The organism is Desulfovibrio sp. SGI.169, from assembly GCF_050313595.1.
Lineage (GTDB): Bacteria > Desulfobacterota > Desulfovibrionia > Desulfovibrionales > Desulfovibrionaceae > Desulfovibrio.
Window position 1 is genome coordinate 39094 of record NZ_JBNPLS010000002.1, and the last position, 13334, is coordinate 52427.

Sequence of the window (13334 nt, forward strand, 5' to 3'; positions counted from 1 at the left end):
GCGGCCTTGCGTTATGTGGTTTTGGGCGGCTATGCTGGCGCAACCTTTTTTTGCGAGGGATCATGCCTGACCACGCCCGAACGCCGCGGCGCGTCCGCCTGCCCGATTTCGCCGGGCGCGTTTTGAGCCTGCCTGATGCGCCCGAAGCCTGGGAGCGCCTGGGATCGGGCGCGGCGCTGCTTCTGCTGGGCCTGGGGCCGGGGCGGGCATGGGAACTGCCCTTTGCGCGCGGGACGGAGGTTTTTTGGCTGGAAGAAGCGGAAACCCTGCGGCGGCTGGAGGCTGAGCGCCCCGGAACAGAGGGGCGGCTTCCCGGGCATTGGCGGCGGATCACAGCCGAACAGGCCGTGGAGCTGGCCGGGCGTTGCAGCGTGCGCTTTTACCGCCCCGGCCTGCGGCTGGCCCCGGATTTCTGGGGGCCTCTGCTGGGCCGTCTGGGCGCGTCGCTTCTGGCTGAACACGGGGCGGCGGTGAAAACGGCGGAAGAGGGCGGGCGCGGCCCGGCGCTGCTGCCCGGCACGGAGCGGCAGCTGCTGCATCTGGAATTGCGTCAGGCCCTGGGCGAGGCCGGTTTTGAGCCCGTGCTGGAAACACTGCCGCCGCGCGGGGATGAGGCGCATCTTTTGCTTGCCTGGGAACAGTTGCTGGCCGGGCGCAGACCCGCCCTGCTGCTTTCCGTCAATCTGCGCGGGCTGGATCCGGAAGGGCGGATTTTCTATCTTTGCCGGGCCCTGGGCGTGCCGGTGGCCATCTGGTTTGTGGACAATCCCTGGCAGTTGCTTTCCAGTCTGCGTCTGCCCTGGTGGCGCGAGGCCGCGCTGTTTGTGACCGACGCGAGCTTCATCCCCGGCCTGCGGGCCGCCGGCGCGCGGCGGGTCTGGCATTTGCCGCTGGCTGTGGCCCCGCAGATGTGGCGGGACATGCCGGACGAAAAAGAGGCGGCGCGTCTGGCGCTGCATCCGCCCCTGTTCGTGGGGCGTTCGGCCTTTCCGGGGCGGGAGCGTTTTTTCGCGGCGGCCCGTGTGCCGCGCCCGGCGCAAGAGGAGGCCCTCTCTCTGCTGGAGCGGGCCTCCGGCCCGGCGGATGGCCCGCATTTTCATTGGTGGCTGCAAAAATTGGCTGCGTCTCCCTGGCCGGGGCAGGAGGCGCGTTGCGCCGGCCTGGGCGCGGAGCTGTGCTCGCAAGGCAACCGCGCCCGCTGGGTACGGGCCGGGTTGGCTGCCGGCATGCGCGTGGTGGGCGACGCGGGCTGGCGGGAACTGCTGCCCGGCTGCGATGTGCTGCCGCCTGTGGACTATTATAGGGAGCTGCCGGAATGCTATGGCCGGGCCGGGGCCGTGCTCAACGTGACCAGCCTTCTTTTGCCGCAGAGCCTGAGCCAGCGACATTTTGACGTCTGGGCCGCCGGCGGCCTGCTTTTGAGCGACGCCACGCCGGGGCTGGATATTTTTCCCAGTGCCCTGACCCGGCCCATGACGTTGCGCGACCCGGCGGATCTGCCGCGCCGGCTGGCGGTCCTGCGCGCCGACCCGGCCCAGGCTCTTGAGCTGCGCCGGAACTGGCGGGAGCGCCTGCGCGCGGCGCATACCTATGCGCACCGTGTGGCGCGCATTCGAGAAGTATTGGATGTCTGAGGAAGAGAGCGCGGGCGGAAGCGTGCGGCAGGGGTTGGAGAAAGGCTTGACACTTTGTGCCCTTTTGCCTAAAAAATTCTTTCCACAGCGTTTAACTTGTGGGGAAGTAGCTCAGCTGGGAGAGCATCGCCTTCGCAAGGCGGGGGTCGAGGGTTCAAATCCCTTCTTCTCCACCAAAGATTTCAGGGGTTGCAAGTTTTGCTTGCAACCCTGTTTTTTTGTCCCCGCGCCATTTCCCGCGCGAATTCGGAAAAACAGTTTTACACGCAGGTGTGGGCTGTCTACCGTTGCTTGCGGAATACGGCGGAGCTGACTATACTGGATAACCATAGCCCTTTAGAATTCTGCCCTTTGGTTTACCTGCTGGCGTATAAAAATATGCGCCCTTCTTCCAACGTTTCTGTCCAGAACCGCCATGCCACACAGTGATACCCGATTTTTTACCAATACGGAAAATAGTTCGCCGGTAACGCGCTTTGCGGCAACACTCAGGGAAGCGCGCTTTTTTGATGTGCTTGTCGGTTATTTCCGGGCAAGCGGCTTTCATCTTCTTTGCCATTCTCTTCAGGATGTCGAAAAAATACGCATTCTTGTCGGCCTGAATGTGGACGAACAGTTTTTTTCGGCCTCACAGGGCGCCATGCTTTCCCTGCCCGGCAATCTTCTCTCCCATCAGGAGGCGCGCAATCTTTACAGTCGCCAGGTGGTACAGGAGATGGAATCCGCTGAAGAGACGCAGACAACAGAAGAATCCGCCAGGATTTTTATGCGGTGGCTTCAGCAGGGAAAGCTTGAATTACGCGGCCATCCTAGCCGGAATATTCATGCCAAGGTGTATATTTAGCGGTATCGGGGGAATTTGCTGTACGGCAGTGTCATTACGGGTTCAAGTAATTTCTCCGCGTCAGGGCTTATGGCGCAATGCGAGTTCAATGTGGAGCTCAAGGACAGGCCGGACGTCGATTTTGCCCTGGAGCGATTTGAAAAACTCTGGCAGGAAGGAATTGCGCTCACAGATATTTTTGTTTCCACGGTGCGGCAGAAGACGTGGCTTTCAGAAAGTATCACTCCGCTGGAGCCTCGTCCCAAAGACTGGAAACCCGCGTATCCCGGTGAAAAATGGGTGGGACGCAAGGCAGGCTCATATAAGTGGTATGAAATTCAGGATAATATTGCTTATTATAAAGAATTTTTAAAGGAGAAAATTGTTGTTGCTGCCATGAGGCAAGTTTTTTTTGCTTTTTTGGATACGGGGAATACTCATGGAAATGATAAAACAACAATTATAAAAGCTATTGAAAGAATTTCTCTCTTATGTATACTCAACTCTAAATTATCCATGTTTTACATAAAAAGAGTTTGTTCAAAATGTAGTGGTGACACTTTTGAATTTAAACAACAATATTTATATCAAATCCCAATTTCAAAAAAATATATAGAGTATGCAGAAAAACTAAAAAATATCTATTATATTATAGAAAATATGCTTGCATGTGATCCAGCTGCTGATATTACGGCACAGGAACGCACGATAGACGAGCTTGTTTACGACTTGTATGGGCTATCAACGCACGAACGCGATATTATAGAAAACGATATACGGCAGAGAGGCTGACAATGACGGAAGAGACGCGACAGGATAATCACATGGCGACGGTAGTTGTCCCCGAAATGGATGCGGAGCTGGAAGGGAATGATACCAGCACGCCGCAGGAAGAAAAGGAAGAACGCATTACCCGGCCCTTTGATACGCGGGCCATCCGCATTGAGTCCAAGTCCGGCAATATGAATACCCTACTGTCCCGGCTGGAAAATGACGAGATTGACCTTGAACCAGATTTCCAGCGCCTGGGCGGTATCTGGAACAAAAAGAACCAGTCCCGTCTCATGGAATCGCTCATGCTGCGCATTCCCATTCCGGCGTTTTATTTTGACGGAACAGATGATGAAAGATGGCTTGTGGTGGACGGTCTGCAACGTCTGACGGCCATTCGCCGTTTTGTTATTGATCAGGATTTGAAGCTGTGCGATCTGGAGTACCTCAAGGAACATGAAGGCAAAACCTTTTTCGAGCTGCCGCGCCCCTTGCAGCGGGCCATCCGGGAGGCGGATATCGTCTGGTATCTCATCATGCCCGGAACGCCGGACAATGTGAAATTTGACGTTTTCCGGCGCATCAATACCGGAGGCCTGCCCCTCAGCTCGCAGGAAATCCGCCATGCCCTCAACGGCAAGCCTGTGACGGACGTTATCCGCAACCTGGCGGAAAGCGAAGAGTTCAAGCGGGCGACCGCGTACGGCCTTTCAGACAAACGCATGGACGACCGCGAATGCGTGACCCGCTTTCTGGTTTTTGCCGTGTTTCCGCCGGAGAGCTATGACAAGGACGACTTCGACGCCTTTCTGAATGCCGGCATGATGTATCTGAATGCTCACCCGGAATTGCTGGATGACTTGCAGCCACGTTTCCTGCGCGCCATGCGGGCGGCGGAACGCATCTTTGGCAATGACGCCTTTCGCAAACGCTATTACAGCAATGCCACGCGCTTTCCGGTCAATAAGGCCCTTTTCGAGAGTTGGAGCGTCAACCTGGATGCCTGCACTGATGAGGAACTGCAACTCCTGGAACAGGAAAAAGACAGTCTCAAGGGGGTCTTTATGCGCCTCATGCGCGAAGACAGCGTCTTTGAAAAGGCGGTCACACAGGGCACGGGCTCCATTTCGCGCGTCAAATGCCGTTTTAGAGAAATTCGCAAGCTGATCCAGGAGGTTCTGTATGCTTAAGGCTATGGGGCTGACAAATTTCAAGTGCTTCCAGCTGCAAAGGATCGCCTTTCGCCCGTTGACGCTGCTGACGGGCGTGAACAGCGCGGGCAAAAGCACGGTGATTCAGGCCCTGCTCCTCCTGCAACAAAATTTCGCATCCTGCGGGGAAGAGGTGGCATCCTCCTGCCCGCCAAAACAAGGTGAGGCAGGAGGGAAGCTGTTCCTGTCCGGGGGGCTGGTCAACCTCGGCCTGCCGGAGGATGTGCTTTACAGCAATGCCGATGATGATGCCTTTGGCATCGCCATTGAACGGGATGAAGCGACCTTCTCCCTGAAGGCCGTTCTTGACGGTGACGCGCTGCGCGCCGAGTGGGATATTATGGCTTGCCCGGAACTTGCGTACTTCCAGTATCTGCACGCGGATCGCCTGTGCCCGCAAACGCTTTTCCCCATGCCGAAGGCTGGGCGGCTCTCCTCTAACGCCATCGGCAATAAAGGCGAATTTGCCGCCTATCACCTGCACGCCTTTGGGCAGACAAAAATTGTTCACGCCGACACTTCCGGGCCAAACCTGCTGGCCCCTGATGCCGCCGGGGATTCCACAAGCCTGCACATACAAACCGAAGCATGGCTTTCGCAGCTGGGCGCGCCGGTACGCATCCAGACGGAACGGCCTGCAGGCACGGATGCCGTGGTGCTGCGTTTTTCCTTCCCGGATATTTCCCACAGCTACTACCGCCCCACCAATGTGGGCTTTGGCCTGACCTATGCTTTACCCGTCTTTGTCGCTGCCCTGCGCGCGCCGGCCGGCTCGCTGCTGATCGTGGAAAATCCCGAAGCCCACCTTCACCCCAGGGGACAGGCTCTCATGGGGCACTTTTTGGCACGCGCCGCCGCCTGCGGCGTTCAGGTCATCATCGAGACACACAGCGACCATGTGCTCAACGGCATTCGGGTCGCGGTCAAACAGGGCGCTATTGCGCATGACAACGTACAAGTCAATTTCTTTCACCAACAGGACGGCACAAGCTGCGTCAGTACCCCGCACATCGACAAGGACGGGCATCTTGATCTCTGGCCGGAAGATTTTTTTGACGAATGGGACAAGCGGCTTTCGGAATTGCTGTAGGGGGCGGGCATGGATCAGGTCTTCAACGAGCTGTCGCTTTCCGCTTCGCTGCCGGATAGCCATGTCGCCTACGCGGCCCTGCTGAAGCTGAAAAAAGCTTCCGACAAGCTGAATGCTTTGGGCTTTTCCCCGCAAATCCGCGTCACCGAAGATTTTGCCGCGCGCCACGTCACACCGGGCTGCACGATCCGCGATTACCTGAAAAGTCCCGCCGCCGGTAAGGACAAAACGCTGCGCCAATGGCTGTTGATGCGCTTTTCCTCTGTGCCCTATGTGGAGCAGCTTTGCGTCGATGCGGGAATGACAGTTCTTGAAGAATACGTCATAGACGAAGAACCATGCAAAGGTTTGGCATTGGCGTTCCTCTGGGACATCCCCGCGCTTTCTCTTGCCGGGGATGCCCGTTTTGTTCCTCCTCATATCACACTGACACGCAACAGCCTCAGTGAGGCTGATGCGCCTGTTTCCGAGGAGGAATGCCGTGTCGGACTTATTTGCGGGGAAGACGACATTCCTCCCCACGAGGAAAGCATCAAGGCCCTATTCTGCGAACCGGCCAACACGGGGCAGGAACTGCTGGACTATGCGCACCGCCGACTGACCCGTCTGCTTTTCAGCGCTGTAGCGGAAGGGCAACTCAAGGATATGCCGCAAGGCCATATCCGGCTGCCGCGTATCCGCAAGATACTGGAGGAGCTCCAGCGCGCCATGCAGGACGCTGTGGCGACGCGAAACTTTTGCCCCAAGGGATTCAAGTATGCCCCGGCAGAAGGGGCTACCGCTACCCAAGGCAGAAAAGGGCAAAAGCATACGTTCAGCTTTGTGGAAACCGATAAACAGGGAAACGACGCAGAACGCTCTCTGCTCTGCGAGTCCCATATGCGCATTGCCAGCGGTGATCGCGTCTACTTCTATGCCGATACCAGCAAGAAAACCGTCTATGTCGGCCACATTGGCGAACATTTGCCCGGCAAGAAGTTTGGGTAGACGAAGAAGCGTAGAGAAATGGCGAGGCGATAATGCAAATATAGCTCTTTTATTCCGGCAGGTTATCCATGCAAGTATCAGAAATGTCGTACCACATTTCTACCTACGGATATACCCACAAAATGTTTGGATGCAAGCGGACGAGGCTGGACTTCGGGAAACCGTACTGGAAAGAAAAAACAAAGAATGCCAAGGTCTTTTGGACTTTGGCATTCTTCTTTGTACCCAAATTTGGCGTCCCCAAGGGGATTTGAACCCCTGTCGACGGCGTGAAAGGCCGTTGTCCTGGGCCGGCTAGACGATGGGGACGCATGTGCTGGCTGGGCTGCAAGGACTCGAACCTTGATTAGCGGAGCCAGAATCCGCCGTCCTGCCAATTGAACGACAGCCCAACGCGAGGTGAAAACATAGATGAAGCGGTTGGGATTGTCAATTATTTTTCGTCTAAAATTCAGAAAGTTTTTCCAGCGGGGATGGTTACGGCGTTCTGACCAAAATGTCGCGAATGGGGTGATTCGCGGCTTGAAAGTGGGCATGTGGTTGTGTATAATGCTTACGGTTATTAGGCCGGATCAAAAGAGTGTTAACGGCGCTACGGCACACTCCGGCTGGTCGGACGTGTCTAAAAACAGTAGATGCTGACAGGAGGAAAGGGATGTCTCAGGAAAGTTCGGCGATTGTTGTCGACAGAGCAAAGTCGCAATGGTCCGATTTGTGGAAAAAGGAAGATTACTGGGCTATCTGGATTGGCTTCTTCATCCTGGTTGTGGCCCTTTGCACGGTCTTCGGCGGTCGGCAGGGTCTGGAGGACAAATACAACCAGTACGCGGCGGTCATGAAGACCGAGTCCGCCAAACCGTTCAAAACTGTGGCATGGTATGAGGCCTCCGCCGCTCAGAAGGGGCTTCAGGGGCAAAAACTGGCCTCTGTCAAGGCGATCATTGACCAGTTGAAAACGCCGGCCCGCTGGCAGTCCAATCCTCTGGACGCGCTGATGATGTCGAAGGCTCAGGCTGACAAGGCCAATGAAGCCGTTCAGCCGAAAGTTGACGCGGCCAAGCAGGCTGAAGCCGCCGCCCTCGCCCTGGCCAAAGAGGCTGAAGCCGCCGCCGCCGGAGCCGCGTTCGGCGACGCCACGCTGAACGCCGCCGCTGAAAAGGCCATCGGCGAGTGGCAGGCCGCCAAGAAAAAGACGGCCGACGCCGCCAAAAAGCTGGTCAAGCCCTTTAACCGCATTCCCTCGCTGATTGTGCTTGGCCTCGTGCTGGCGGTGCTGACCTCCATCGGCGCCATGTTCATGGGCTTTAACGTGGGCAAGTTCTTTGTCGGCTTCCTGGGCGTGTATCTGCTCTGCGTGCTGGCCAGCATTCTCGGCAATCAGAAAACCATGCGGCTTTACGGCCTCAACGCCGAAATCTGGTCCATCGCCATCGGCATGATTGTCGCCAACACCATTGGCACGCCCAAATGGCTCAAAGAAGGCGCGGAGGTGGAATACTTCATCAAAACCGGTCTGGTGCTGCTGGGCGCGGAAGTGCTCTTCCACAAGATCATGGCCATCGGCATCCCCGGCATTTTTGTGGCCTGGGTTGTGACGCCCATCGTGCTGATCAGCACCTATATCTTCGGCCAGAAGGTGCTGAAGATGCCTTCCAAAACCTTGAACATCGTCATTTCCGCTGACATGTCCGTCTGCGGCACTTCGGCGGCTATCGCCACGGCCGCCGCGGCGCGCGCCAAAAAAGAGGAGCTGACGCTTTCCATTGGTCTTTCGCTGACCTTCACGGCCATCATGATGGTCGCTATGCCGGCCTTCATCAAGGCCGTCGGCATGCCTGAAGTGCTTGGCGGCGCCTGGATTGGCGGCACCGTGGACGCCACGGGCGCTGTGGCCGCCGCTGGCGCGTTCATCGGCCCCAAGGCCCTTCAGGTGGCCGCTACCGTCAAGATGATTCAGAATGTGCTCATTGGCGTAACCGCTTTCTGCGTGGCCATCTACTTCTCCACCAAGGTTGAGGGACGGGCCGGCGAAAGCGTGGGCGCCATGGAAATCTGGCATCGCTTCCCCAAGTTCGTCATCGGCTTCCTGGCTGTCTCCGTCATTTTCTCGCTGATCAGCAGCGGACTCGGCGCGGACTTGAGCAAGATGCTGGTGGATAACGGCACCAACAAGATTTCCGTGCCGTTGCGCGGCTGGTTCTTTGGTCTGGCCTTTGTCGCCATCGGCCTGACCACCAACTTCCGCGAACTGGGCAAGTACTTCAAGGGCGGCAAGCCCATCATCCTGTATGTATGCGGCCAGTCCCTGAACCTGTGCCTGACGCTGCTCATGGCCTGGATCATGTTCTACAAGGTCTTCCCCGAAATCACGGCCAAGATCTAACGCTCATTGCATGAAGGGCCGCCGTGCTTCGGCGCGGCGGCCCTTTTTTATATGGGGGGGCCATGTCGCCTGTCATACGCAATCTTTTGAAAATGGGTGGCTTAGCCGTGGCCCTGTGGTTCTTTTTTGCCGTACTGACGCCGCGCCTGGTGGCTTTGTCGCCCGCCTGGCAGCGCTATGACGCGGCGCAGGAGCAATACGGTCTGGACAGTGGGGCATTGTACTACTCTAACGTGCCCGCCACCCAGGAGGCTGAAGAGGCTACGAGACGGGCTGTGCGCGAGGGCATGCGGCAGCGGCGCATGATGGCGGCGGAACACTGATGCCAGATGCGCCGCTCTATGTGGTCAGCGGCTGCCTGGCCGGTCTGGCCTGCCGTTATGACGGCGGCAGTAACCCCTGCGCGGCGGTGATCCGCCTGGTGGAAGAAGGGCGGGCTGTCCCGGTCTGCCCGGAAAGTCTGGCGGGATTATCCGTGCCCCGTCTCCCCTGCGAGCTGGCGGGAGGGCGTGTTCTTTCCCAGGACGGACGGGATTTGACAGAGAGCTTTCTGCGGGGCGCTCAACTGGCCCTGAGCGCAGCGCAACGCTGCGGCTGCACGGCGGCCATCCTTAAAAGTCGTTCCCCTTCCTGTGGTTTTGGCCAGATTTATGACGGCACGTTCAGTCGCAGATTGTGTCCCGGCGAGGGCATCTGGGCCCGGTTGCTGCGTGAGGCTGGTTTTGCCTTGTTCAGTGAGGAGCGCTTGCCGCCAGGCTTGGGCGGAAAGGATGCGACGAATCCCGGGACAGTGATCAGCCCGCATCAGGAATAGGGCGCACCCTCATAAACATTGGGGCTGTTCCGGCGTCGTTGATGCCTGCGAAATCCGCCCTTCGTGAAGCGTGCGGCGACCGCGAACATGGACGCCGACCCCTTGCCGCGCGCATGAGAACCGGCGAAGCGGCAAAGTGCCACATAGTGCAAACTATTGAGGCCCATAACGATATGCAAATGAGGGTTGAGCCTAATAGCGTTCCGGCATGAAATGCGGCGGCAGGCTGTTGTCCGGCTGTTCGGAAAGTTTTTCCCGCAACAGGCGGATGATGGCCAGAGCGCCGGCCAGTTCCCTCTCAAGCGTGTCCAGTTGAGACTGTTGGGCCGTCAGCGCCGCGTCCAGCTCTTGCAGGCGCTGTTCCTGAAAGAAACTCGCCTCTTCCAGGCGGTTCAGGCGTTGTTCCCTATCTGGCATGGTTTTCTCCCTGGCTCGTTATTTGCGTCACTTCGCACTCGAATTCGTTAATTTTGCAAAAAGTGGGGCAACACCCCGGTAAAAGCAAGGGCATTTCCACCGCCGACGCGAAAGAAATGTTGCCCGGGGGGAAGGCCTGTTTCAGCGCGGAGGCCTTTCAAAGGCTCACGCGAGCTGCGTTTCACCAGCGGAGGCGTTTCTGGCGTGGGGTTCGGGCATGCGCCACGCGCCGGGCAGGGGAGCCGCTATTTCCGCGGCATCGCCCAGATAGGGATTGAAGTAGCCGTAGCGCAGCCAGGGGCAAAGTTTTTTGAGCCGCTTCATGAAGACGGCCAGACCCATGCTCGGAGCCATGCCCAGGGCGTCGCCCGTCTCCGCGCCGCCGCTCATCAGCCGAAAATACCATTCCGGGTCAATGTTCAGGTTCCGCCACTGGATCATGCTCACGCCGTCCTCTCCCGCCAGGCGGGCCAGGGCCTCCAGTTCCTCCTCGGTATCCGTGACGCCGGGAAAAAAGAGAAGATTGAGCGAGACGAAGACGCCGCGCCGCCGCGCCTCGCGGATGGACGCGCGCACGTCGCTGAAACTGTAGTTGGCGGGGCGGTAGTAGCGCTGGTAGAGGTTTGCGCGGGCGCTGTTGCAGCTCACGCGCAGGCTGGTCAGCCCGGCTTCGGCCAGGCGGGCCACGGCTTCGGGGCTGGAAGCGTTGGTGTTGCAGTTGACTGTGCCCCGACCGCCTCCGGCGCGGAACAGGCGCACGCTTTCCACCAACAGGTCGGCGTTGGTCAGGGGGTCGCCCTCGCAGCCCTGGCCAAAGGAATAGACAGGCGTGGCCCTCTCCCGGCTCTGGTGCAGGCGCATGACCTCCACAATTTCAGAGGCGTCGGGCGTGAAGGCCAGGCGGCACTGGGGCGTCACGGCCACGGGCGAATCCTTGTCCTGGGCCGAGATGCAACCCACGCAGCGCGCGTTGCAGGCGCGCGAGGTGGGCAGAGGCGCTTCATAGCGGCCCAGGGCGAAGTTGCGCGCCGCCGGACAGTCATAGCGCAGTACGCAATTATTCAGAATATGGCGGATCAGGCGGTTGTCTGGATGTTCGCGCAACAGCCGTCGCACGTTCTGTTCAATGCGGCCGCGCGGAATGCGGCGGAACTGCTGGCGCGGGTCCTGATCCACCTTGCGGGCGCAGACGTAAAAGCGCCCGCGGGCGAAGCCCACCGCGCCGTAAGCGAAAAGGGGCAGCAGGGGCGCACCCGCTTCGCTTTCATAGGCGGGATGCGCGGAGAGCGTGTGCGCGGGCGCGGCAAAGGCGGCCACGGCCAGCTGATCCAGCGCCTCAATTTTGCCGCTTTCCGGATTCAGACCCACAGCCCGGCGGCCCGGCAGAAGAAAGAGTTCGCTTTCATCAGGCAGGGGCGTCAGTTCGTCCGGGCGCGGCAGACCCCATTGAGCCCCCCTGCGGCAGACCATCAGCAGATCGGGGTCGTCATAGATGTTGCCCTCCCCATCGGCCATGACCAGATGCGGTTCAGGACGCCGCGCTGTCATAAATCCTCCTTGCCCAAGCCGGGGTGAACGTATATAAGCGGAAAAGCGCGATACGGGCGGGCGTTCCCCGTTCGTCCGACGCGCACAGCGTTTTTGTGAGGCCCGCCATGTTTTCCATCATGTTGTTCATTTTTTTATGTTTTCTGGGCATGCTGGCTGTGCTGTTCCATATGCTGCGCAGTCAGGAGCGCCTCTGTCGCATCTTGCAGGACGAACACGCCCAGATGCGCGTCCTGCTGCGGGCCATGGAGTCGCGCCTGGATGCTCTGAGCGGCGTGGATGGCCCAGCGCCCCGGCCCACCGGCGCAGCGCCGGCCCATGACCCTCTTTTGCGTCTGAGCTTTGAGGAACCGCTTCAGCCGGGCCGTCCGGGCAAGGATGAAAAGCCCGCCACTGACCCCGCGCTGGATCTGCATTTTGATCCGCTCGCGGACGACCCCGCAAATCCCCGCTGATTCCGCCGCTGTTCAGCCCGCCAGGCCAAAGTCGCCTCTGGCCGCCGCCAGATAGGCCTGCTTGATGGCCGGCGCCGTCAGTTCCCCGGCCCAGAGCAGATAGGGCATTTTCAGACACTGCTCGCGGATGGCCTCGGCTCTGGCCTGTCGCGCGGCGATCAACGCTGTGGCGTCCTGCATCCAGAGATCACAGAGCTGATCCGTAAATGCCTGGGCCCGATGCCGCGCGCGATGCCCGGCATTGATCTCGGCCAGAGCCGTTTCACCGATATAGGTTATCAGCTCGGGGGCGTTGAGCAGCAGCCTGATGCGGAACAGCGCGTCGCCCACATCGTCCGGCGCGTAACCCACCAGATGTTCGCCGTCCACAAAAAGCCCGGCCAGGCCATGGCCCACGCGCGGCGTCAACAGGCAGCCGCCGCAGCCCATCGCCTCAAAAACCCGGAAATTCAGGTCGCCGTGCTCGCAATGATTGAGCAGGATGCGCCCCTGCGGGAAAAGCGCGCGATAGTCGCCGCGCTGCACATGCAGGCCCGGCAGGCGGCGCGCCAGATTTTGCAGAAAGGCGGCGCGCCGGGGCGTGTTTTCGTTGACCGTGCCCACGAACAGGCAATCCCAGAGTTTGGGCGCATCGGGGTTCGGCTGGTCCCCGTCCTGGGCGAAGGGGGGCGACCACCAGACCCGCCCGGGCGGCAGAAAGGGGCCGGAAAAGCGTTCCAGATGATCGCGCAGAGAAACCAGACAGGCGTCAAAAGCCTGGGCATACAGGGGCTGCCAACTGTGGATATGCGAATCCACACTGTAAAAAACCGTCAGGCAGGGAAAGCGCTCCACGCCCAGCACGAAAGGCGGGCGGCTTTTATCAGCCACCACCAGCACATCCGGCGTAAAACCGGCCAGACGCACCAGCTCCTCCCAGCAGAACACGCGGGCATCTTCAAAATTATGCAGGGCCACATCCTGCCAGCCGCAGTCGCGCAGGGCATGACAGAAAAACGGGCTGCCGATCCATAAAAGACGTTGCATAGCCCCCCAGAGGCGGCCAAAACCCGGCTGACGCCGTCCGCCGGGCTGTTGCCAAAGACGGCAAGATAAAATAGGTTTTCAACCTAGCCCTGACGCCCCGCGGCGTCAAGGCGCGGAACAGCGGGCGGCGTTTCGGCGTATTCGGCCGGGCGGGCGTTCTCCGCGTTCTTGGCGC

The 13334-nt window shown here is 59.3% G+C and carries 13 protein-coding genes and 3 tRNA genes; 11 read left to right on the forward strand and 5 right to left on the reverse strand.

The genetic code is table 11. From position 1 onward, the window contains the following. The first annotated feature begins 62 nt into the window (after nt 1-62). From ACQRA4_RS01705 to ACQRA4_RS01735, 7 genes are all read left to right on the forward strand, one after another. Nucleotides 63-1634 carry a glycosyltransferase family protein gene (locus ACQRA4_RS01705; protein ID WP_427821355.1) on the forward strand — a complete coding sequence of 524 codons (1572 nt, stop codon included), beginning with the start codon at nt 63-65 and terminating at the stop codon, nt 1632-1634. A gap of 100 nt (nt 1635-1734) precedes the next feature. Next, nucleotides 1735-1810: transfer RNA gene (locus tag ACQRA4_RS01710), tRNA-Ala, on the forward strand. A gap of 239 nt (nt 1811-2049) precedes the next feature. After that, a complete protein-coding gene (locus tag ACQRA4_RS01715) occupies nt 2050-2478 on the forward strand; it encodes a hypothetical protein (RefSeq protein WP_427821356.1) in 429 nt (142 codons plus the stop codon). 90 nt (nt 2479-2568) lie between these two features. Further along, on the forward strand, nt 2569-3249 hold the full coding sequence (locus ACQRA4_RS01720) for a TaqI-like C-terminal specificity domain-containing protein (RefSeq protein WP_427821357.1): 681 nt from the start codon (nt 2569-2571) through the stop codon (nt 3247-3249). A 32-nt stretch (nt 3250-3281) separates the two neighbouring features. Continuing rightward, nucleotides 3282-4418 carry a DUF262 domain-containing protein gene (locus tag ACQRA4_RS01725; protein WP_427821358.1) on the forward strand — a complete coding sequence of 379 codons (1137 nt, stop codon included), beginning with the start codon at nt 3282-3284 and terminating at the stop codon, nt 4416-4418. Continuing rightward, complete coding sequence (locus tag ACQRA4_RS01730) at nt 4411-5529, forward strand: AAA family ATPase (protein ID WP_427821359.1); 1119 nt, start codon at nt 4411-4413, stop codon at nt 5527-5529. The genes ACQRA4_RS01725 and ACQRA4_RS01730 overlap by 8 nt, the downstream gene beginning before the upstream one ends. 9 nt (nt 5530-5538) lie before the next feature. Continuing rightward, nucleotides 5539-6516, forward strand: coding sequence for a hypothetical protein (locus ACQRA4_RS01735; protein ID WP_427821360.1), 978 nt, complete (start codon nt 5539-5541; stop codon nt 6514-6516). Between the two features lie 232 nt (nt 6517-6748). Here the strand turns inward: ACQRA4_RS01735 and ACQRA4_RS01740 are convergent. Both ACQRA4_RS01740 and ACQRA4_RS01745 read right to left on the reverse strand, forming a co-directional pair. Next, a tRNA-Glu gene (locus ACQRA4_RS01740) sits at nt 6749-6825 on the reverse strand. Between the two features lie 8 nt (nt 6826-6833). Further along, a tRNA-Gln gene (locus tag ACQRA4_RS01745) sits at nt 6834-6908 on the reverse strand. Between the two features lie 263 nt (nt 6909-7171). Between ACQRA4_RS01745 and ACQRA4_RS01750 the strand changes: the two genes are divergently transcribed. The 3 genes from ACQRA4_RS01750 to ACQRA4_RS01760 all read left to right on the forward strand — a co-directional run bounded on the left by ACQRA4_RS01750 (nt 7172) and on the right by ACQRA4_RS01760 (nt 9713). Continuing rightward, on the forward strand, nt 7172-8899 hold the full coding sequence (locus ACQRA4_RS01750) for a YeiH family protein (protein ID WP_427821361.1): 1728 nt from the start codon (nt 7172-7174) through the stop codon (nt 8897-8899). Nucleotides 8900-8961: 62 nt separating this feature from the next. Further along, a complete protein-coding gene (locus ACQRA4_RS01755) occupies nt 8962-9222 on the forward strand; it encodes a hypothetical protein (RefSeq protein ID WP_427821362.1) in 261 nt (86 codons plus the stop codon). Further along, nucleotides 9222-9713 (forward strand): DUF523 domain-containing protein, encoded by a 492-nt coding sequence (locus tag ACQRA4_RS01760; RefSeq protein WP_427821363.1) that lies wholly within the window; start codon nt 9222-9224, stop codon nt 9711-9713. Before ACQRA4_RS01755 ends, ACQRA4_RS01760 begins: the two co-directional genes overlap by 1 nt. 192 nt (nt 9714-9905) lie before the next feature. On the opposite strand, the gene ACQRA4_RS01765 is transcribed toward ACQRA4_RS01760, so the two are convergent. After that, nucleotides 9906-10130 (reverse strand): SlyX family protein, encoded by a 225-nt coding sequence (locus tag ACQRA4_RS01765; RefSeq protein ID WP_427821364.1) that lies wholly within the window; start codon nt 10128-10130, stop codon nt 9906-9908. A gap of 165 nt (nt 10131-10295) precedes the next feature. Beyond that, entirely contained in the window at nt 10296-11678 is a 1383-nt protein-coding gene (locus ACQRA4_RS01770) for a radical SAM protein (protein WP_427821365.1), read from the reverse strand. A gap of 119 nt (nt 11679-11797) precedes the next feature. Between ACQRA4_RS01770 and ACQRA4_RS01775 the strand changes: the two genes are divergently transcribed. Further along, the gene (locus tag ACQRA4_RS01775; RefSeq protein ID WP_427821366.1) at nt 11798-12133 is read left to right on the forward strand and encodes a hypothetical protein; all 336 of its coding nucleotides are present in this window, start codon (nt 11798-11800) and stop codon (nt 12131-12133) included. 12 nt (nt 12134-12145) lie between these two features. Here the strand turns inward: ACQRA4_RS01775 and ACQRA4_RS01780 are convergent, their stop codons facing one another. Continuing rightward, nucleotides 12146-13159 carry a glycosyltransferase family protein gene (locus tag ACQRA4_RS01780; RefSeq protein ID WP_427821367.1) on the reverse strand — a complete coding sequence of 338 codons (1014 nt, stop codon included), beginning with the start codon at nt 13157-13159 and terminating at the stop codon, nt 12146-12148. Nucleotides 13160-13334: the final 175 nt, after the last annotated feature.

What these genes read in the sequence shown, in the direction of transcription:
- ACQRA4_RS01705 (WP_427821355.1), top strand. Translation starts at nt 63, where the DNA reads ATGCCTGACCACGCCCGAACGCCGCGGCGCGTCCGCCTGCCCGATTTC.
- ACQRA4_RS01715 (WP_427821356.1), top strand. Translation starts at nt 2,050, where the DNA reads ATGCCACACAGTGATACCCGATTTTTTACCAATACGGAAAATAGTTCG.
- ACQRA4_RS01725 (WP_427821358.1), top strand. Translation starts at nt 3,282, where the DNA reads ATGGCGACGGTAGTTGTCCCCGAAATGGATGCGGAGCTGGAAGGGAAT.
- ACQRA4_RS01730 (WP_427821359.1), top strand. Translation starts at nt 4,411, where the DNA reads ATGCTTAAGGCTATGGGGCTGACAAATTTCAAGTGCTTCCAGCTGCAA.
- ACQRA4_RS01735 (WP_427821360.1), top strand. Translation starts at nt 5,539, where the DNA reads ATGGATCAGGTCTTCAACGAGCTGTCGCTTTCCGCTTCGCTGCCGGAT.
- ACQRA4_RS01750 (WP_427821361.1), top strand. Translation starts at nt 7,172, where the DNA reads ATGTCTCAGGAAAGTTCGGCGATTGTTGTCGACAGAGCAAAGTCGCAA.
- ACQRA4_RS01755 (WP_427821362.1), top strand. Translation starts at nt 8,962, where the DNA reads ATGTCGCCTGTCATACGCAATCTTTTGAAAATGGGTGGCTTAGCCGTG.
- ACQRA4_RS01760 (WP_427821363.1), top strand. Translation starts at nt 9,222, where the DNA reads ATGCCAGATGCGCCGCTCTATGTGGTCAGCGGCTGCCTGGCCGGTCTG.
- ACQRA4_RS01765 (WP_427821364.1), bottom strand. Translation starts at nt 10,130, where the DNA reads ATGCCAGATAGGGAACAACGCCTGAACCGCCTGGAAGAGGCGAGTTTC.
- ACQRA4_RS01770 (WP_427821365.1), bottom strand. Translation starts at nt 11,678, where the DNA reads ATGACAGCGCGGCGTCCTGAACCGCATCTGGTCATGGCCGATGGGGAG.
- ACQRA4_RS01775 (WP_427821366.1), top strand. Translation starts at nt 11,798, where the DNA reads ATGTTGTTCATTTTTTTATGTTTTCTGGGCATGCTGGCTGTGCTGTTC.
- ACQRA4_RS01780 (WP_427821367.1), bottom strand. Translation starts at nt 13,159, where the DNA reads ATGCAACGTCTTTTATGGATCGGCAGCCCGTTTTTCTGTCATGCCCTG.